15 protein-coding genes and 3 tRNA genes are annotated in these 19,276 nt (G+C 51.2%); 13 read left to right on the top strand and 5 right to left on the bottom strand.

Translation table 11 applies throughout. The features are described from left to right. Positions 1-69 precede the first annotated feature (69 nt). On the bottom strand, positions 70-6,648 hold the full coding sequence (locus tag MKO97_RS07650; RefSeq protein ID WP_241102619.1) for a T9SS type B sorting domain-containing protein: 6,579 nt from the start codon (positions 6,646-6,648) through the stop codon (positions 70-72). 234 nt (positions 6,649-6,882) lie between these two features. On the opposite strand from MKO97_RS07650, the gene folE reads away from it, so the two are divergent. The 8 genes from folE to MKO97_RS07610 all read left to right on the top strand — a co-directional run bounded on the left by folE (position 6,883) and on the right by MKO97_RS07610 (position 13,209). Next, positions 6,883-7,545, top strand: coding sequence for a GTP cyclohydrolase I FolE (folE, locus tag MKO97_RS07645; protein WP_241102618.1), 663 nt, complete (start codon positions 6,883-6,885; stop codon positions 7,543-7,545). A 248-nt stretch (positions 7,546-7,793) separates the two neighbouring features. Continuing rightward, a complete protein-coding gene (gene cysS / locus MKO97_RS07640) occupies positions 7,794-9,272 on the top strand; it encodes a cysteine--tRNA ligase (RefSeq protein WP_241102617.1) in 1,479 nt (492 codons plus the stop codon). A 1-nt stretch (position 9,273) separates the two neighbouring features. Then, a complete protein-coding gene (yidD, locus tag MKO97_RS07635; protein ID WP_241102616.1) occupies positions 9,274-9,516 on the top strand; it encodes a membrane protein insertion efficiency factor YidD in 243 nt (80 codons plus the stop codon). A gap of 17 nt (positions 9,517-9,533) precedes the next feature. Then, positions 9,534-10,484 carry a prolipoprotein diacylglyceryl transferase gene (gene lgt / locus MKO97_RS07630; RefSeq protein WP_241102615.1) on the top strand — a complete coding sequence of 317 codons (951 nt, stop codon included), beginning with the start codon at positions 9,534-9,536 and terminating at the stop codon, positions 10,482-10,484. A 48-nt stretch (positions 10,485-10,532) separates the two neighbouring features. Next, positions 10,533-10,829, top strand: a complete 297-nt coding sequence (locus MKO97_RS07625; protein WP_241102614.1) for a nucleotidyltransferase family protein — start codon at positions 10,533-10,535, stop codon at positions 10,827-10,829. Continuing rightward, positions 10,822-11,157, top strand: coding sequence for a DUF86 domain-containing protein (locus MKO97_RS07620; RefSeq protein WP_241102613.1), 336 nt, complete (start codon positions 10,822-10,824; stop codon positions 11,155-11,157). Before MKO97_RS07625 ends, MKO97_RS07620 begins: the two co-directional genes overlap by 8 nt. A gap of 169 nt (positions 11,158-11,326) precedes the next feature. After that, positions 11,327-12,178: a transketolase gene (locus MKO97_RS07615; RefSeq protein WP_241102612.1), complete on the top strand. Its 852-nt coding sequence runs from the start codon at positions 11,327-11,329 to the stop codon at positions 12,176-12,178. Positions 12,179-12,252: 74 nt separating this feature from the next. Then, entirely contained in the window at positions 12,253-13,209 is a 957-nt protein-coding gene (locus MKO97_RS07610) for a transketolase family protein (RefSeq protein ID WP_241102611.1), read from the top strand. 48 nt (positions 13,210-13,257) lie between these two features. Here the strand turns inward: MKO97_RS07610 and MKO97_RS07605 are convergent, their stop codons facing one another. Further along, on the bottom strand, positions 13,258-14,226 hold the full coding sequence (locus MKO97_RS07605; protein ID WP_241102610.1) for an FKBP-type peptidyl-prolyl cis-trans isomerase: 969 nt from the start codon (positions 14,224-14,226) through the stop codon (positions 13,258-13,260). 75 nt (positions 14,227-14,301) lie between these two features. On the opposite strand from MKO97_RS07605, the gene MKO97_RS07600 reads away from it, so the two are divergent. Further along, on the top strand, positions 14,302-14,688 hold the full coding sequence (locus tag MKO97_RS07600; protein WP_241102609.1) for an RNA-binding S4 domain-containing protein: 387 nt from the start codon (positions 14,302-14,304) through the stop codon (positions 14,686-14,688). Positions 14,689-14,724: 36 nt separating this feature from the next. Further along, complete coding sequence (locus MKO97_RS07595; protein WP_241102608.1) at positions 14,725-15,222, top strand: phosphoribosyltransferase family protein; 498 nt, start codon at positions 14,725-14,727, stop codon at positions 15,220-15,222. Here the strand turns inward: MKO97_RS07595 and MKO97_RS07590 are convergent. Further along, positions 15,219-15,734: a shikimate kinase gene (locus MKO97_RS07590; protein WP_241102607.1), complete on the bottom strand. Its 516-nt coding sequence runs from the start codon at positions 15,732-15,734 to the stop codon at positions 15,219-15,221. The genes MKO97_RS07595 and MKO97_RS07590 overlap by 4 nt on opposite strands. Before the next feature lie 125 nt (positions 15,735-15,859). Here MKO97_RS07590 and MKO97_RS07585 point away from each other — a divergent pair. The 3 genes from MKO97_RS07585 to MKO97_RS07575 all read left to right on the top strand — a co-directional run bounded on the left by MKO97_RS07585 (position 15,860) and on the right by MKO97_RS07575 (position 16,134). Next, positions 15,860-15,932: transfer RNA gene (locus MKO97_RS07585), tRNA-Lys, on the top strand. A 26-nt stretch (positions 15,933-15,958) separates the two neighbouring features. Next, positions 15,959-16,031: transfer RNA gene (locus MKO97_RS07580), tRNA-Lys, on the top strand. Between the two features lie 21 nt (positions 16,032-16,052). Next, positions 16,053-16,134, top strand: a tRNA-Leu gene (locus MKO97_RS07575). A gap of 788 nt (positions 16,135-16,922) precedes the next feature. On the opposite strand, the gene MKO97_RS07570 is transcribed toward MKO97_RS07575, so the two are convergent. After that, positions 16,923-17,723, bottom strand: a complete 801-nt coding sequence (locus tag MKO97_RS07570; protein WP_241102606.1) for a CPBP family intramembrane glutamic endopeptidase — start codon at positions 17,721-17,723, stop codon at positions 16,923-16,925. 817 nt (positions 17,724-18,540) lie between these two features. Continuing rightward, positions 18,541-19,125: a hypothetical protein gene (locus tag MKO97_RS07565; protein ID WP_241102605.1), complete on the bottom strand. Its 585-nt coding sequence runs from the start codon at positions 19,123-19,125 to the stop codon at positions 18,541-18,543. Positions 19,126-19,276: the final 151 nt, after the last annotated feature.

Raw genomic sequence — 19,276 nt, 5'->3', positions numbered from 1 at the left:
ACGCGTAACCCCAAAATAAAAAGGCTGTCACAATGGTAACAGCCTTTTTTATTTGAACAAAACCCGCTTTTAGCGCTTAAGGGTAAAGTGTGCCTTGAATTCTTTAGTAATGCCGGCTTCTTCATATTGGATAAGGAACCAGTAATCATCGGCAGGCATCTGGTTGCCGTTGAATGTACCATCCCAACCGGTACCGCTCGGATAAATTTGTTTCAATAGTTTACCAGAACGGTCAAAGATGTAAACCAGCGCACCCGGTTGACCACTAATCACCGGAATATTCCACGTATCGTGGATGCCGTCGCCATTCGGGGTGAAATACTTCGGGTAATCTACCAGATACACCGCATACTCTACCTGTCCACAAGACTTCAGGTCGCGGGCATATACCGTATGACTGCCCGTTTGGGCATAGCCCAATACGTTGCTGACACCCGTGAAGGTATTGCTGGTCTGCCACGGACCGTCATCCAGACGGTATTCGTAGTCTCCTACAGGGTCAACCGTCACTACAATCGAAGCCGTATCGGCGAAGTAACCCGTAGTCACATCCGCCGCCGTGATCGAAGTCGGAGCCGTCGAGGACACAACCGGAGCCGTAGCAGCCGAAGTACAATTCGTCGTATTATTGGTTATTTCCACACGATACTGGCCCGCACTGTCGGGCGTATAACCCGATCCGGTAGCTCCTGCAATCGGATTGCCCTCAAAATACCACTGGAAGCTATAAATAGCCGGGTCAAGCCCCGTTTCAAACGCATCGTGTACACCCAACAGATTACCCGCCGCGTCAAAACAGAGGTAGGTATCCTGTGGAAGGTCCACATCCGGGATCCGGTCAACCTTTACAATAGCCGTGGTGTTCGGAAGTCCGGCTAGTGGAGCCGAACAATACGGCTCACTGCCCGTAATCACACTCACCAGCGTGTACTCAGTCGTGGCATCCAGTTGGCCCGTAGCCAGGATGGCCTGCCCGCCCGGACTCAATACAATGGTCTGAGGTGCTCCCCCGTTGATCGTATAGGTCACCACCGCATTCGGGGTACCGCTAAAGACCACATCAGCACTTTGTCCTTCACAGATTTCAGGCTCGTTGCCATTAGCTATCGTTGCCTGCGGAGCTGGGTAAACCAGAACAATGGCCTCTGAGAAAATCAGTGGGCACGTCGGGCTGGTGACCTCCACGCGGTAAATACCCGCATCGGTCACATCCACATCGGCGGCGGCTATGGTAAGATCAGGGGTGTGGACGTTCAGGTCCACTCCGTCTTTATACCAGCTATAGGTCAGGGCATCGCCTGAAGCCTGTGAGCTAAGCAGGATAGCCTCTCCAACACACAGGTTCAGATCACCTGGCTCTACTGTCCAGGCAGGGCCCTGGTTCACGGTGATAGTGGCCGGTGTCGAATCAACCGGGCTACATTCACCCAGGGTGTTGCTCACCCGAACGAAGTAGTTCCCCGATTGGTTCACCTGGGCGCCGGTCACACTGTAGCTGGTCGAGGTAGCCCCCGCAATCGGGTTGCCATCCGGACCATACCACTGGTAGCCAAGGTTCTCGCCTGTGGCGGTGACCGACAGGGTAAAGTTCTCGCCCGTACACATCGGCGCAGGGGATAACGGTTGCACCGTAATGCGTGGCTTCTGCTCGATGTTCAGCGTAACGGTTGTACTGGTAACACCCGGACTTGGTAAACACGGGTTGGTGACTTCTACATAATACGTGCCTTCATCGGCCATCGTACCGGCAACGGTAAGGAAGTTATCCGGACCGCTCTTGACAAGTGCCGCAGGACTGCCGTGGTACCAGTTGAAGTTCAACAGCGACTCGGTAGCCGCTACGGTAAAGGTATAGCCTTCGTCTTCGCAGATGGTCGCGCCCACCGGTTGGGTGGTGATCTGCGGAAGGGCATTGATGGTAAGGGTCGTCGATTGCGATACCGGCGTACAGCCTGCGGCCCCACTCACCGTAACGGTGTAGGTACCCGCATTGGCCGGGGTGATCGAAGCGATGGTCAGTGTCGCGGTATTGCCTACCACCAGGTTGGCAGCATTGCGCCATTCATACGATAGGTTATCTCCGGTGGCGTTTACCGTGATGCTATAGTTCGATCCTTCACACAGCACCGTATTGGCTGCAAGGCTTGTGATGGCCGGAGCGTCGGTCACATCCAAAAAGGCATTGGCCGAAAGCGGTGAAGGCGCGCAGGTACCGCTTACCTCAACGTAGTAATTTCCTTCCTGGGCCAGGGTGATGTTGGTCAGGGTCAGCGTCGCGTTATTGGCACCGGTGATCAGTCCGGATGGACCGTACCACTGATACCCCACTCCCGCTCCTGTTCCCGCAGCGGTAAAGGTCACCGTGCTGCCTTCGCAGGCTGCCTGTGTGGCCGGGGCCGGATCCTGTGTAACGGCTGGAAGGGCATTGACCGTGAAGTTCAACTGTTGGTTCAGGGTTTGCGTACAGGCCGGTGTGGTGGCACTCACCACACTGTTCAGGGTGAAGGTGCCGTTGGCCGTCATCGGATACGGTGAGGTATACTGATACGTACCGCCTGCTGTTAGGGTAATCGTATTGGAGGTGCCGTTGCTATCAGTGAAGGTCACCTGCGCGTTCGGCGTGCCGGTGAAGTCGATCACCGCCGCTTGCTGCGCACAGATGGTCGTAGTAGCCGTAAAGCTCGCCGTTGGCAATGGCAATACCGAAGCAGAAGCCGTGGCAGAGAGCGGCGTGGTGCAGCTACCCGACACGATGCTGTTAAGCGTTATAGTTACCCCAGCCGTAATTGGACCGGTCGTAACCGGGGCCGTACCTGCTCCGTCGAGAGTCACGGAACCTCCCGCGGCACCCAGCGTATAATTTACAACACCATTCGGTGTGCCCGTAACGGTAAAAGTAGCCGTATCACCTGAGCAGACAGCCGTCGGCGGCGCCGCTACCGTCGCTGTCGGAGGCGTTGTCGTGATGGTGACCGTCACCGTGCCAGGGGTATAATCCGTGGCGCAGACCGGCGTCGTAGTCGATTCAGCACGTGTCAGTTCGTATACCATGCCTGTCGAAGTCACCGCAAGGGTCGTGAATGACCCAACACCCGTGGCGTCGAGCGTGACCGAAATAGGCGTCGTGGTGCCTTGTTCATACACCGTAACCACCGCATTTGGCGTGCCCGTTACCGATACACTAGGAGTATCACCCACACAGGCCGGGAAGGTCGAAACGGCAAAAGCAGCCGTCGGGATTTCGTAGACGGAAATGGTAATGTCGTCGGAGGCACAAATAGAGCCAAAAACCGTCTTATCTACATGGTACACATAGTCGCCTGGTGTCGTAGGCAATACTACACCGGCCGGATTCTGTTGGTTAGAAGTAAAGCTGGGGCCTGTCCATGCATACGTCGCATTGATCTCTGTTCCGCTTGCGAAAAGGTCGATATTGGTACCACTGCAGACCGCAGTTTGTGAAGCGGTTGCGTCGACTATACAAGTGTTCTCAAGTACCAACGTAAACGGTGGTGTGGTATAAGACGGGCAGCCCGGTGCGGATACGGTATATGTTATATTGTAGGTACCTGGCGCGCTACTGGTGACATTGACAAGACCGGTAGCCGGATCCAATATAATACCGGAAACGTCCGAAGCGAACGTACCGCCGGTTTCCAGATCGGGCGACATCGTGACAGCCGCAGTGGTATTAGGCACGGTAATGTTATACGTACTTTGCGGATACGCTATACTACCCCCCGGACTAAATGCATCCAGTGTAAACTGGGTGTAGTTGTCGCAACCAAGGGTGGGGTTGACTTCCGTCACACGAACGTAAATCGTTCTGGGAAGATCCGACGCGTTTGTGACGGTATAGTTTGCCAATTGTGCCGGCGTGAGTGAGTTACCCGCCCAGTTACGGGCATCTTCCGGATCTAAATAATACGACACATCGTAATCGCTCTGCACCAAACCGGTGAGTATGGCAGCATCCTGATTGATGTTTCCAAAGTTGAACGGCCCGGTTGACTGACCGCAAACGGTAATGTCAGAAGCATCCGTAATGCCCAGCGATGGCTCGACATCTACCGCGATACTGTCCGTCACATCGAAAGTACCATAGCAAGTGGTGTAAGTCACCTTTACCGTGTAGATCTCAGGACCATTAACAGGTACCTGAATCTGATCACCCATTCCAACTACGTTACCGGCGCTATCCGTCCATTGGACCGTCGCCTGTGAAGCACCTGAACCGGAGGGGTAAAACCGCCAGCCCTCGTTAGATGCAGACCACGTTCCAGTATTACGACCAGGCGCCGGAACACCCTGAGTGCCCGTGGAATTGATAACACCTGTAAGGCCGTTTCCACAACAAGTTAAAGTTGGGTTCCATGTAGTGCAGGGAGTTCTATTCTTGATGTATATATCGATAATGTTAGTGGTTTCGTGCAAGATTGCCTGATAAGTCTGCAAACCGACGGTATTATTACACTTAAATTGTGGTAATTCATTGAAGTTTGCCACAAAATAGCGGTTTGGTGCAACGCCACCGACATAATAGTTGACATTCTGGATTGATGTATTGGTTACCGGAGGCGAAGCAATATTGGTATCCTGATACACCGCGAATATGGCATTCTTAACTGGCATCGCAGCACTCGGAATCGACTGGGAGAAAAAATAGGGACAGGTATTACCAGAATTGGATAGGTCGAAGCTAATCATACCATTAGTTCCGATCGTCAATTGCGAATAGTTATTTCCATAAAAACAGAAGTTGAACGGAATCGTAAAGGGGGGTGTAAATATATCGTCCTGCGTAGCGTCCATTGGCGTTCCACCCGTGTAGGAGTACAGGTTTTGGTAAGGTATCGATTTCACCCCATAGCCTGTCGTAGGTCTCGGAAGATAATAACTCGCCTTTAACGTGGTAGTGCCACCCGCGTAACAAACCGGCACCGGCGCCTCAATCTGCACATTGGCGGTCGGATACGGAAAGGGCTGTTCGGAGGTACAAGGTGCCGCCGACGTAGAATACACGTATATGGTAAAGCTTCCCGTCAAGGGGTTACTGCACGTACCATTGGTAGCAGTTCCCAGTGTGAAGGTGGTCGTATCAAGCACAAAAGGCGAATATGTAGCGGTGCCTTGTGCATTCAGCGTTACAGATCCGTTGCCTGCCGGCGATGTGAACGTGATCGTCGTGAAGGGGGTACCTGTAAAAGTGAGCGGGGCCGAGTAGCCTGGACAAACCTGTGTGACAGGACCGTCAATCGTCGCGGTCAATTGGTTGACGGTCGAAATGGTAACCGACTTAGTCATCGTGCAGGTTTCGCCCGTGCGTTTCATGGAAATATCATCGATCGCAAAATCGTTACCCGCGATCGCAACCGTCGTGTCATAAATCGCGATTTCTGCAGTAGTGGCGCTGCCCGATGCCCAGGCATAGGTATGCTCGATCCAGGTGCCGCAGGCGTTATTAGGGTCGACTGCATTAACACCTCCGACCTGTACACCGTTGATTTTAACGACCATATTGGCAGGATTACTGCCGGAGAGGTTCTGTATCCAATATTTAAAAAGATAGTTTTGGCCCGAAGCGACAGGCACGATTTGCTTCCACACGATGTCATTACCCCCGTTTGTGTGGGAGCCGGATACGATCAACATTTGGTCGTTTGAGCCCGTGTGGTCCGAGCACGAGCCATAATCGGTTGACCAGGCCGACGTGTTTGATAACACACCGTATCGCCTCGGAATATTGGAGTTATTATTGCCTGCAAACGTGTAATCGCTGTAGAAAAACTTGTTCCCTTGTGAAAAAGACGGATTGGCAATGAGATTACGATCCAATGGAATAGTGGAGGTGACGGTATAAACGGTCGTTTGCGTCGGTGCCACATTTTGTATTGTACCTCCTGGTGTCAGGCTGGCATCGGTCGGTGTGGAGGTCCATGCATACGTTGCACCCCCTCCGCTTACGGTTAATTGTTTCGGGTTACCCGCACAAATGGTTGTATCGCTTGTGAGGTTAAGATCGTTCGCAGGATATACTATAAGATTCGATGCAGTAGCCGTTGCACCACTGGAACTCGTTATGGTCACATTATAGGTGCCCGGTTCGAGTCCGGTGAAAACGCCGGTTGCACTCGTAGCCGACATTTGGCCGGAAAGCGTAAAAAAGGTATACGGCGTAATACCATTCTTCGCATACGCAATAATGGAGCCGTTATTTGCATCGGGGCAACTTTCATTAAGGACACTCGTGGTGATGGAAAGCGCCACCGGATTGACCGTTATCGAAACCGAAACCGTCTGCGAAACACCGTTTACATCGGTTACCGAGTAGTTAAACGAGTCAGTCCCAGTGTAATTTAAATAAGGAGTATAAAGGATGGTGTCGTCTGAAATAGTACCTGGCGTACCGTTGGTATTGATCGTGGCAGTTCCGTAGGTGGGGCTTGCCGCAATCGCCATTACGTTACCCCCGGCCGCACTCAGGATATCATTTCCCAATACGTTAATCGAAGCCGTTGTGTTCTGATTTACCGTGGCGGTATCGGGTTGTAAGGCTTGCGCTACAACAGCACCTCGTAAGGTCGTGTGAGCAAAAGTTAAAGTTCCCCAAAGAACAAACGGAATGATTCCTAATTTCCTGAATCCCATCTTTTGATTTTTAAAGCGCGAAATGTACATAAAATTTACGAAAACGGGGTTCAGGTTACCTTATATTAACAATGCTAACCTGAACCGTGCATTTTTCTCAAAATCAGAACAACCAAATTAACGAAAACCCTACTTGAACAAAAGTAAAATTACAGTGCACAGACGCGGCGCATCCCCCCTGCACCCCATTTCATGCTTAAGACTTTATTATCTTTGCCTAAACAAATATTTGAAATGAGTCTTCCTACCGATTTCGACGATCACCACCATTTTACTACAAGTGCAGTAACTCCGTTGCGTGAGGACGCCTTTGACCTGACCGATGAACAAAAAATAGAGAGCATCCGAAAGGATGTTGAAAATATCCTGCTTACACTAGGTCTCGACCTTACCGACGACAGCCTGAAAGGCACCCCGAACCGTGTGGCCAAAATGTTTGTTAAGGAAACGTTCGGCGGACTTCACCCTAACCGTAAACCCAAAGCCTCTACCTTCGAAAACCATTACCAATATGGCGAGATGCTGGTAGAGAAGAATATCACCGTTTACTCGACCTGCGAGCACCACCTCCTTCCGATCGTGGGCCGCGCGCATGTGGCGTATATTTCAAGCGGACAGGTGATTGGCCTGTCGAAAATCAACCGCATCGTCGACTACTACGCAAAACGCCCGCAGGTGCAGGAACGACTGACCATGCAAATCGTGCAGGAGTTGCAGGCAGCACTCGGCACAGAAGACGTGGCCTGTATCATCGACGCCAAGCACTTATGCGTGAATTCACGCGGTATCCGCGATATCGAAAGTAGTACTGTAACATCAGAATTTGGGGGGAAATTCAAAGACGAGAACGTCAGGAAGGAATTCCTCGAATACATCCGACTCGAAACGAAGTTCTAACGCCCTAGCCCGGATTGTACCGGAAACGCCTGAGGAGGCGCGGCATGCAGTTGCGACGGCCACACAGCGACCAACGGAAGCTCGTGTGGCCGTCTGCAAATGCGGCGCGGCGACGAAAGGCGTTGCAGGGGAAAGCCGGATCAGCTTCCCATCCCTCCTACCCCCTTTCCGCGGGCAGATAATTTCGCAGGGCACTTCGTTGTTTCCGAGTTTCGGAGTATCTTAGGCCCCTCAAAGCCACACGGACGATGCTGTATAAGGACCATCCTCTTAAGATCTACAATTCGCTTTCGGGCGAGAAAGAAGTGTTCACCCCCATTCACGAGGGCCATATTGGCATGTATGTCTGTGGGCCAACGGTTTACAGTAACGTACACCTTGGTAATGTGCGTACGTTTATGTCGTTTGACATGATCTACCGCTACCTGCGGCACCTCGGTTATAAAGTGCGCTATGTGCGGAATATTACGGACGTGGGCCACATGGTGGATGACGGGGATGAAGGCGAAGACAAAATTGCAAAAAAAGCCCGGTTGGAGCAGGTGGAACCGATGGAGATCGTGCAGCGGTATACCGTCGATTTTCATGAGATCCTGCACCAGTTCAATTTCCTTCCGCCCAGTATCGAGCCGACGGCTACCGGACACATCATCGAGCAAATCGGCATCGTGCAGCAAATTCTGGACAAAGGATATGCGTATGTGTCGAACGGATCGGTGTATTTCGATGTGGTGAAGTTCAACAATGACTTTGAATACGGCGTATTGAGCCGGCGGAACCTAGAGGACATGCTGGAAAATACCCGCGACCTTGACGGGCAGACCGACAAGCGCAATGCACAGGATTTTGCGTTGTGGAAACGGGCCGAACCCGAGCACATCATGCGCTGGCCGTCTCCGTGGAGCGACGGTTTCCCGGGCTGGCACCTCGAATGTACGGCAATGAGCACCAAATACCTGGGGCAGCGGTTTGACATACACGGTGGCGGGATGGACCTGAAATTTCCGCACCATGAATGCGAAATTGCACAGAACGAAGCGTCGACGGGGCATGCGCCGGTGAATTACTGGATGCACGCCAACATGCTGACGCTGAACGGGAAGAAAATGGCGAAGAGTACGGGTAACAACATCCTGCCGGGCGAGATCCTGAGCGGTGACAACCCTTTCCTGAGCAAGCCGTTTTCGGCCGCGGTGACCCGTTTTTTCATGATGCAGGCACATTACCGCAGTATCCTCGATTTTTCGGACGATGCGATCCTGGCTGCCGAGAAAGGCTATAACCGCCTGATGGAGGCCATGGATGCGCTGCCGGAACTGACGTCGGGCCCTACCTCTACCCTTGACGTTGCCGGATGGGAACGTTCGTGTTATGAGGCGATGGATGACGACTTCAACACGCCTATCCTGATCTCGCATCTTTTCGAGGGCGTTCGGTTTGTGAACCTGCTGAAAGACGGAAGCGCGACGCTGACGGAAGCCGACCTTATCCGTTTCCGCACGCTTATGGAGACGTTTCTCTACGACGTGTTGGGCATTCGTAACAAATCGGAAGCCACCGATACCCATACGGAAAAGCTCGATGGCACCATTCAACTGCTGATCGACATGCGAAACAAAGCGCGGGCCGATCGCGATTGGGCGCTATCCGACCAAATACGCGACCAGTTGGCTGCTTTGGGCATACAACTGAAAGACGGAAAAGAAGGTACTACCTTTACCTATTGATATGACCGCAACCCGATGGCAACACCTTTTGATCGCTCCGTTCGTCGGACTAGTACGGGTGTACCAATGGGTGCTGTCGCCGCTGCTGCCGTCGTCGTGCCGGTTTGCGCCCACCTGTTCTTCGTATATGATTGGGGCCTTGCAAACCCACGGACTGCTAAAAGGCCTGCGACTGGGCATTTGGCGGATTCTACGTTGCCATCCCTGGGGTGGATCGGGCTATGACCCGGTGCCACCGAAATAAACTGATAACACCTACTTATGCTTGCACTGAACATCATTTCCAATCCACCGCAAGGCATTGACCTTGGTATCGTCATGATCCGGTATTACAGCCTCACATGGGTGGCCGGGTTTGTAATGGGCTATTACATTGTCAAACCTATGTTCAAACGCGAAGGCCTTTCGCAGGAAAAACTCGACAGCGTTTTTATCTGGACTGCCATCGGCGCGTTTTTGGGTGCCCGCCTCGGACAGGTGTTCTTTTACGATTGGCCGTATTTCCAGCAACATCCGCTTGAGATATTGCTTCCGATACGGGAAACGTCGGATGGTTGGAAATTCACTGGTTTCACAGGGCTTGCGAGTCATGGTGCGGCTATCGCCATTATCATCTGTATGTGGTATTGCAGCCGGAAGTTCCTTCAAAAACCGTTGCTGTGGACGCTCGACCGGATCGTGTTGGGTGTGACGGCGGGTGGTATTTTCATTCGTATCGGTAACTACTTCAATTCGGAGATTTACGGAAAAGTGACCTCGGGCGATAACTGGTATGCGGTGAAATTCATCCGCGAAAGCGAATTCTGGGATGACAAAAACCCAATGCAGGTAACGCACGCGATGTCGGAAACCAAGGCGTACGAGCTCATACAGAACGATCCGCAGTATGCCGACATCCTCAATGCCATTCCGTTCCGCCACCCGACCCAATTGTATGAGGCCGTCAGCTATGTGGTGGTGCTGGGCATATTGTTGTTTTTGTATTGGAAGACAGACGCCCGTAAGAAAACCGGACTTATTTTCGGCACTTTCCTGATCCTGTTGTGGACGGTGCGGTTTATGGTGGAATTCGTAAAAGCCAGCCAGGGCGGGTTTGAAAACAAACTGGGCAATGTGCTGTCGACCGGACAGTGGCTGAGTATTCCGTTCATTATAGCCGGTATCGTTTTGGTGGTACGGGGGATGATGCGGAAGCAGGAGGCGGAAGCGTAATGTGTGGGGACAAAGCAATGAAAGACTTTGTATATTTGGTAACGTTTTATGACGACAAAAGACCACATACTAAGGACATTAAAGTCGAATAGAGCAAAGTTATCGCAACTTGGCATTCGGCGTGTGGGCTTGTTTGGCTCGTATCTTCGAGGTGAGCAATCAGCAAAAAGCGATATCGACCTCCTTATCGATTTCGAGCCTGAAAAAGAGAATTTCGACAACTTCATGGCGGCTTGTGACCTGTTGGAATACCTGTTTCAAAATGAAAAAATTGAGGTGGTGACCGAAAATGGACTGAGTCCTTACATCGGTCCGAAAATCCTGAACGAGGTGCAGTATGTATAAAGATCCAACGGAGCTTCTACGCCACATTTCCGACGAATGCCACTACCTTGTTTCAGTGACAGCGCTAATCGATTATCCGACTTTTCTGGAAGATGAAACATTGAAGCGAGCCGTCATAAGAAGCCTCGAGGTTATTGGCGAAGCTACTAAGAAGATTCCAGCAGATCAAAAATTGAAGTGGACGTCCGTCCCCTGGAAAAATATGGCTGGCATGAGAGACCGTCTTATACACGATTATATAGGCGTGAATTATTCGATCGTCTGGGACGTCGCAAAAAATAAAATCCCCGAAATCGCCCATACAATCTCTACAATCCTTCAGGAATAAGGACTTTTGCATCGGCATCATAGTCATTACAACAGGTGTTGGTTCATACTCTTTTAGCACAACGATAAAAAACAGGACGGAAATCGTGTTGTTAGCATAATGGAAGGTTATCAACAGCAACCGCATTCCGTATGGACTATCTTTGCAGCGGTTTAACCTAAAACACACTATGAAACGCAACATTCAACAACTGAACACCCTGGCCGTCCAGGTGCGACGCGACATTCTCCGCATGGTACACGCGGTGAACTCGGGCCACCCTGGAGGTTCACTGGGGTGTACGGAATTCTTCGTCGCCCTTTACCAAAACCTGATGGACCGCAAGGACGGTTGGGATATGGACGGTCGTGACGAAGACGTTTTTTTCCTTTCGAACGGCCATATCTCGCCTGTTTTTTACAGCGTTTTGGCCCGGAGCGGCTACTTTCCGGTATCGGAACTGGCTACCTTCCGCCATATCAATTCGAGGCTGCAGGGCCACCCTACTACGCATGAAGGGTTACCAGGGGTGCGGGTCGCTTCTGGTTCACTCGGACAGGGACTTTCGGTGGCTATCGGAGCCGCACACGCCAAAAAACTGAACAACGATGCACACCTCGTGTATAGCCTGCACGGAGACGGCGAACTACAGGAAGGCCAAAACTGGGAAGCGATCATGTATGCGTCAGCGAAGAAAATCGACAACCTCATCGCCACGGTCGACCTCAACGGAAAACAGATCGACGGCAGCACGGATGAAGTGTTACACATGGGCGACCTGAAAGCGAAATTCCTGGCCTTCGATTGGGACGTAGTGGAAATTGCGAAAGGCAACGACATCGAGGCGATCATCACCGGAATGACCGACGCGAAATCACGCACCGGAAAAGGAAAACCGGTTTGCGTGCTGTTGCACACGGAGATGGGCCACGGCGTCGACTATATGATGCACACCCACGCCTGGCACGGAAAAGCACCGAACGACGCCCAACTGGAAGCGGCGCTGTCGCAGAACTATTGCGAGAGTGAAAGCGACTATTAGAAGGAACGATGTACGATGAACACTGTACGATACGTGCTACCGACCACTAACTACTAACGACTGATTACTTCTTCATGAAAAAATACGAAAACACCGGAAGCAAAGACACCCGCTCCGGATTTGGCGCCGGTCTTACGGAACTGGGCCAGAAAAACGAAAATGTCGTAGCCCTGTGTGCCGACCTCATCGGTTCACTGAAAATGGACGACTTCAAGAAAAACCATCCCGAACGCTTTTTTCAGATCGGTATCGCCGAGGCGAACATGATCGGTATTGCGGCCGGACTTACCATTGGCGGGAAGATTCCGTTCACGGGGACATTCGCCAATTTCTCAACCGGACGCGTTTACGACCAAATCCGGCAGTCTGTCGCTTATTCCGATAAGAACGTTAAGATCTGTGCGTCACACGCGGGTTTGACATTGGGAGAAGACGGCGCTACGCACCAAATACTGGAAGATATCGGATTGATGAAGATGCTTCCGGGCATGACCGTCATCAACACCTGTGACTACAACCAAACGAAAGCCGCGACCATCGCGATTGCCGACCATCATGGTCCGGTGTACCTGCGGTTCGGACGTCCGGTAGTGCCGAATTTCACTCCGGCCGACCAGCCCTTCGAAATCGGGAAAGCGGTTGTATTGAATGAAGGAAGAGACGTGACCCTTGTTGCAACGGGACATTTGGTATGGGAAGCCCTATTGGCAGCGGAAGCCCTCGAAAAAGACGGTATTTCGGCTGAAGTGATCAACATCCACACCATCAAACCGCTGGACGATGCGGCCCTCCTCGCCTCTATTGCGAAGACGGGATGTGTGGTAACAGCAGAAGAGCACAACATCCTGGGCGGACTCGGGGAAAGCGTATCGCGCCTGTTGGCGACGCAGCATCCGGCACCACAGGAGTTTGTTGCGGTGAACGATACCTTCGGCGAATCGGGCACACCGGAACAGTTGATGGAAAAATACGGACTGAGTGCGGCAGCGATTGAAGCGGCAGCGAAGAAGGTTATCGCAAGGAAAAAATAAAGATCTTTAGCAAAACAAAAACTCCCGCCGATAGCGGGAGTTTTTTATTTAGTGACAGTTCGGGTCAAGGTGCTTTTTCTTGCTGCCGCCCGTGCAGTTCGGAATCAGATCGAAGGGGTAATAGTCGCTTCCTCCTTCGGTAATCCGTATTTCGTTTTTCGTGGAATAGGAGTCGTTGTCATCGTCGATATCGAGAAAGTCAGGGATATTATCACCGTCGGTGTCGACTGCAAAAAGATCCGTAACAACGTTTCCATCGGCATCGCGGTTCTCGTAATCAGAGAGGACCCGGTCACGGTCGTGGTCGCGTTCCTTGACTCCGTTCAGTCGAATCAGGAACACCAAAGGAGAATACGCCGGGATACTGCCAGAAGCCGAGTTGAAGTAAGCAAGACCCGACGGAAGAAACACGAGTCCGGCCCCATAGTCTTGAAATGTATAGGTACCGTCGCCATTGTCAATGGTATTTTCCGCCGCGCGCAGTTCTGGGACAAATTCCCGGAACCCGGCAATCAATGCAGTCTCCGACGTACTAAGTGCCGGGAAGGTTGACCAAAACGGTGTATCGCTGCGGTCGAACTCCTCGTCGTCAAGCGTCCAGCCGCGGTACGAGCAGTAAACCGAATCGGTTACCACGCCACGCGCGCCTCCTCCTTCGTTTAGGATCAGGTAGTACATTTTATAGTCAACCGGATCGTCTACCCGACCGTCTACCCGGTTGGTTTCGCGGTTTGAATTCTTGATGACTTTATTCTGGAGGGGGTATTCGGTATTGTCCCAAATAGACGTCTGCGTGCCGTTTGCCGGGATGGCTGCAACGGTAACGTCAATGAGTCCGTTGGTTTCCGTCACGGTCATATAATGGGTCTTCAGGTATTCTTCGATCGAGTCGATATCGACCGCATATTGCTCAGCACGGTCGCGCGGCGGCTCGGTTGAATTATCGTCCTTACGGCAGGAAACAAAGAGCGACGCCACCAATAAGAGCGAAAAATAAAACGTACATTTGTGGATCATGGGTCCGGTATTTTTTTGCGCTGCAAGATACAATATTGATTTCATCCCCACCCTTTTTATGATTTTTTTAAACACATGAGAATCGACAAGTTTTTGTGGTGTGTACGGTATTACAAAACCCGTAATATGGTGACGGAGGCCTGCCGGAAAAACCACGTCACGGTGAATGGTATCGTGGCAAAAGCCTCCAAGGAAGTGTTTCCGGGCGATAAGATTACGTTCCGAAAAGACCAGATCACGCATATCGTGTCGGTGCTCGATATTCCGGCAAACCGCGTGGGTGCGAAGTTGGTCGACATCTACCGGAAAGACGAGACCCCGGCCGAATCGTATGCGCACCTTGAGTTGTTGAAACTTTCGAAAGAGCACTACCGGAAAACCGGCGAGGGACGGCCTACCAAAAAAGACCGTCGTGACCTTGAGGAATACAGTGGTGATTTTGTGGAAGATGATGTGGAATAATCGGGAAGTCGTATTTTTACGGAAGAATCGGACCTTATGAGCCACGCCCCTATCCTCACCCACGACGAAATACAGCACACGATCCGACGGATTGCGTACCAGATTTATGAGACCTTTCCGGATGAGACCTCCATCGTCATTGCCGGCATCGCGCCGAATGGCTATGTCTTTGCGGAAAAAATAGCGGAGGTACTCGAGCAGATATCGCCCCTTGTGGTGACACGCTGTAAGGTGGAAATGGACAAAAAGAACCCGTTAGCCCCGATCCGCACCACTTTGGCACCGGATGCCTATGCGGGAAAAGGACTGGTGTTGGCGGATGACGTGCTCAACTCGGGTGCCACCCTGATATATGGTGTACGCCACTTCCTTGAGGTACCCCTCAAAAAATTCAAGACCGCGGTGTTGGTTGACCGCAACCACAAGCAGTATCCGGTAAAAGTCGATTTTAAGGGCATTTCGCTTTCGACTTCGCTGCAGGAGCATGTGGAAGTCGTATTTGATGAAAACGCGAGTACCGTCGTCCTCAGTTAAGCCAGTTTCCCCAGAATTTCCGCAGCGATTGTTTCCGGCGACTTCCCGTTGACGGCTATGGAGTGTTGTGCCTGTTGGTAAAACGTATTGCGTTCGAAAAGGTGTTTGGCGATGAATTCCGATTGTGCTTCCTCGGAGAGTCCGTCGAGCAGCGGGCGCTGCGTCGCAGATGTTCGCAGCCGTTCCGTCAGCGTAACCACGGATGCCTGGAGGAAAAAGGTGTGTCCGTGTTGGTTCATCACCTTGATATTATCGTAGTAACAGGGTGTGCCACCGCCGGTGGCGAGCACGAAGAAATCCGGACGCTTCAGTACCTCCTGCAGGGCCTCGCGTTCCTGTTTTCGGAAGTATAATTCGCCTTTTTCTGAAAAGATGGCGGGGATGGATTGTCCGACGCGCGCCTCGATGACGGCATCAAGGTCGATGACAGGCCAGCCGGTTTGGGTGCCAATGGCGTTGGCGACGGTCGACTTGCCGCTGCCCATATACCCCAGAAGAATGACAACAGCCATTGGTAATTCCTTATGTTGTAAGGCTTTAAAGCCCGGTGTTCAAAAAAGGCAAATTAATCATAAAATTGGTTTGAAAAATAAATTATATCATCATATATTTGCACCCGCATTCAGGGAATGACCATGACTCGATAGCTCAGTTGGTAGAGCACAACACTTTTAATGTTGGGGTCCTGGGTTCGAGCCCCAGTCGGGTCACTAACCCACTTTCCCGGAACGCACTTGACTCGATAGCTCAGTTGGTAGAGCACAACACTTTTAATGTTGGGGTCCTGGGTTCGAGCCCCAGTCGGGTCACAGATTGAAATAAGACTACCTGGCCATGTGGAGAAACTGGTAGACTCGCCATCTTGAGGGGGTGGTGCCGCAAGGCGTGCTGGTTCGAATCCAGTCATGGTCACGATGAAAGGAAATCCTGCCGATAGGCGGGATTTTTTTATGGACGGAGAACAGCAGCCGCCAGGATGACTGTTTTACGGCCGTAAAAAAATCCGACGCTTTTGCAAAAAGCGGATTTCCTTCCTTTGAAGGGCGTATTCTCTGGATCTTGGAATAATCCAGTCATGGTCACGAGTGCATTTGAGGTTTCTCGCTGCGCTCGGAATATAGTCACAGTCGCAGTTGGCAAAGGCCGCGAAGTCGCGAAGTCGGGGATTTCAGTCGCAATCGAGGTGGAAGCCGAACAACCTTACCCAGTCTTACTACTTATCCCTCTGTGGTGGTGGGTTCCTCGCTACGACCGGAATACAGTCGCAGTCACATTCGCGGTCGCAGTGGGCCGCGAAGTAGCGAAGTAGCGGATTTCAGTCGCAATCGAGGTGGAAGCCGAACAACCTTACCCAGTCTTACTACTTATCCCTCTGTGGTGGTGGGTTCCTCGCTGCGCCCGAAATACAGTCGCAGTCGCAGTGGCCGCGAAGTCGCGGATTTCAGTCGCAGTCGCGGTGGAAGCCGAACTACCTTACCCTATCTTACCACTTATTCCTCTGTTTTTGAGGTTCCTCGCTGCGCTCGGAATTACGCGGCTTACGCAAAGGTTATTAGATTTCTCGGCTGCGCTCGAAATGTAGGCGTAGTGGGCAGTTTCAGTCGCAGTCGCAGTCGCAGTCGCAGTGGGCAGTGGGCTGTGAGGTCGGCGACGTTCGAGGAGCTTGGTGGCGCGTGTGGGATGTGGAGGATCGGGTGGTCTTACCCAATCGTTTTCCTTTTTATGATTTTACCCTCCTTACGGGCTTTATAATACAGGAATATGCCGATTGCTATTAAAAAAAGAACCGTTATAACAGACCCCTCAATTCCGATGTCACCACCGGTGAGTAGTACCGGGCCTTCGAACCTTGATTTAATAATGGTTCCCAGATTATTTAGTCCGGTTAGGTTTGAGCCGTAAAAGGGTTGTGCAAAGTTCCAACCCAGATGAAAGAAATACGTTAGCCAAAGTCTTCTTGTATAGACAAAAAGCATCGACAGCGTAAACCCCCAGCACAAATCGGTAAAAAGGGTGAACAGGTTGGCATGGGGATTAAAAAAGTGGGAGGTTTCAACCAACATGACAATGAGCAATGCAATGTGGGTGCCCAGCCATTTTTCCATTTCGCGAAAGATCAATCCTCTGTGAAAAAGGTCTTCGATTAATGCCGCAACGACTAACGTGGTGAATAATCGTATCGGATAATGGGCGGTTGACATTTCAATGACGTGATAATACCCTAACACATACAGGATAAGAATAGCCAAGGAAATGGTCAAAAACCCTACTGCAAAACCTCCGAACATTTCTTTTGCCAGGTGTTTTACGGAGAGTTCTTTTATTTCCCTTTTGTCATAAAAGCGGAAGAAGAAATAGTAGCTAAAGAGTAATACAAAACACGAAATGATATGGATAAAGGGGTTTGCGAGGTCCTGGTCTGGAATGAAGCTGTAGAACAGGGGCTTTAAAACAAGATTCTGGGCGCCGACAAAAAGGGAAAAGCAAACCGCGATGCACACAATTATTTTTGTAATGGGGAAATACAGGATTTTTTGGAGTCGTTCGTTCATGATTGGTTGATGATTGATGTGGACTTGACGAACGGAAGGGGGAATTGCTACACAGTTGTGTTTAGTTTATGGTTGATAGTTCATAGTTCATGGTTGATAGTTCATGGTTCATGGTTCTTGGTTCATAGTTCTTGGTTCTTGCGTTGCAGGGGTAAAAACAAAATTTGTCACCATTGATACTTTATCCATACAGTATCTATACAGTATCTATGCTTTTGACCCGTCCTAAAATAGCTATACAGGTTACGAAATACATCTTGTTTTAGCTATACGGATGTACTTCATTGTCCTAATTCGGCTATACATGGGATTTGCCTGTATGTTGTTGTTGATCCGTTTCTGGCGTGTTGTGACGGCTACGGACGTACTTTGTCACCATAGACGCTTTATATACGCTTTATACACGGGGTATATACGGGGTATACGGGGAGTATCTATGTCTGTGGACTATGTCGCAGTGAGCAGTGGGCGGTAGGCAGTTTCAGTCGCAGTCGCAGTCGCAGTTGGCTGTGACAATCACAGTGGGCAGTTGGCTGTGAGGTCGGGGACGTTCGGGGAGCTTGGTGGTGAGAGAGATGTTTCGCAGCGGTGAGAGGTTCCTCGCTGCGCTCGGAATGACGCCGCTTACGCGCATATGCCATTAGATTTATCGGCTGCGCTCGAAATACGGTCGCAGTCGCAGTGGACAGTTGGCAGTGAGGTTTGGGACGTTTGTGGAGCCTGATTCACAGGAGATGTGGCGGAGCGGGGACATGGGCATTCAAGATTATTTCATTTCCAGTTTTTCCCAAATACCGTCTTCCTCGATTTGCCTGACCAGATCGGCGATTTTCTGTTTTTTGTCGGGACTGGCAAAGAAGGCTTCCGTATCGTTTGTTTTGAAGCAGGTGTTCTTTTCGCACGCGATACGTGTGAGCGTCTGCGTTCGGGGGTCGGTTTTTGAAGTTTCAATAAGATACTCGGTTGTGACGGTTCCCGTGGTATCGGTTTCTCTCTCCCAATTGTAGTTTTTCTCCACCCTTACACCGGCGTAGGAAAGTAAGAGGTTGCCATCGACTATTTTATACGTCCCTTTGTAATACGAGACGTCAGATTCACAAATGTCGATGGTCAAAAAGGTACGTTCATCCAGGAACAGGATGTTACCCGAACAGCAGTCGCATTCCCCGTAGGCTTCACACGTCTTTTTATCCAACTCCGGTGCATAGAAATAGACTTGTCCGGCTACATCCAGCTTCGCTGGTTTTGTATCGGCTATGGTGTGAACGGAGTGATCGGCAGTCCGATCCTGGCAGGAGAAAAGCGCGATCGGCAAAAGTAGAAAGAGGCGTTTTGTTTTGAGTGGGTTCATTTGGTGGGTGGTGGTTGGTGGTGGCGTCGGAGTTGTAGTCGCAATCGAGGTGGACAACTGGCCGCGAAGTCGGAGACATTCGCGGAGCTTGGCGCAAGGAGATGTGACGGAGCGGGGTCGAAGTGTCAGTGTCAGTCGCGGTGGGAAGTTA

It is taken from the genome of Flavobacterium sp. HJ-32-4 (assembly GCF_022532105.1).
Lineage (GTDB): Bacteria > Bacteroidota > Bacteroidia > Flavobacteriales > Flavobacteriaceae > Flavobacterium.
This window is presented reverse-complemented; position numbering and strand designations above follow the sequence as displayed.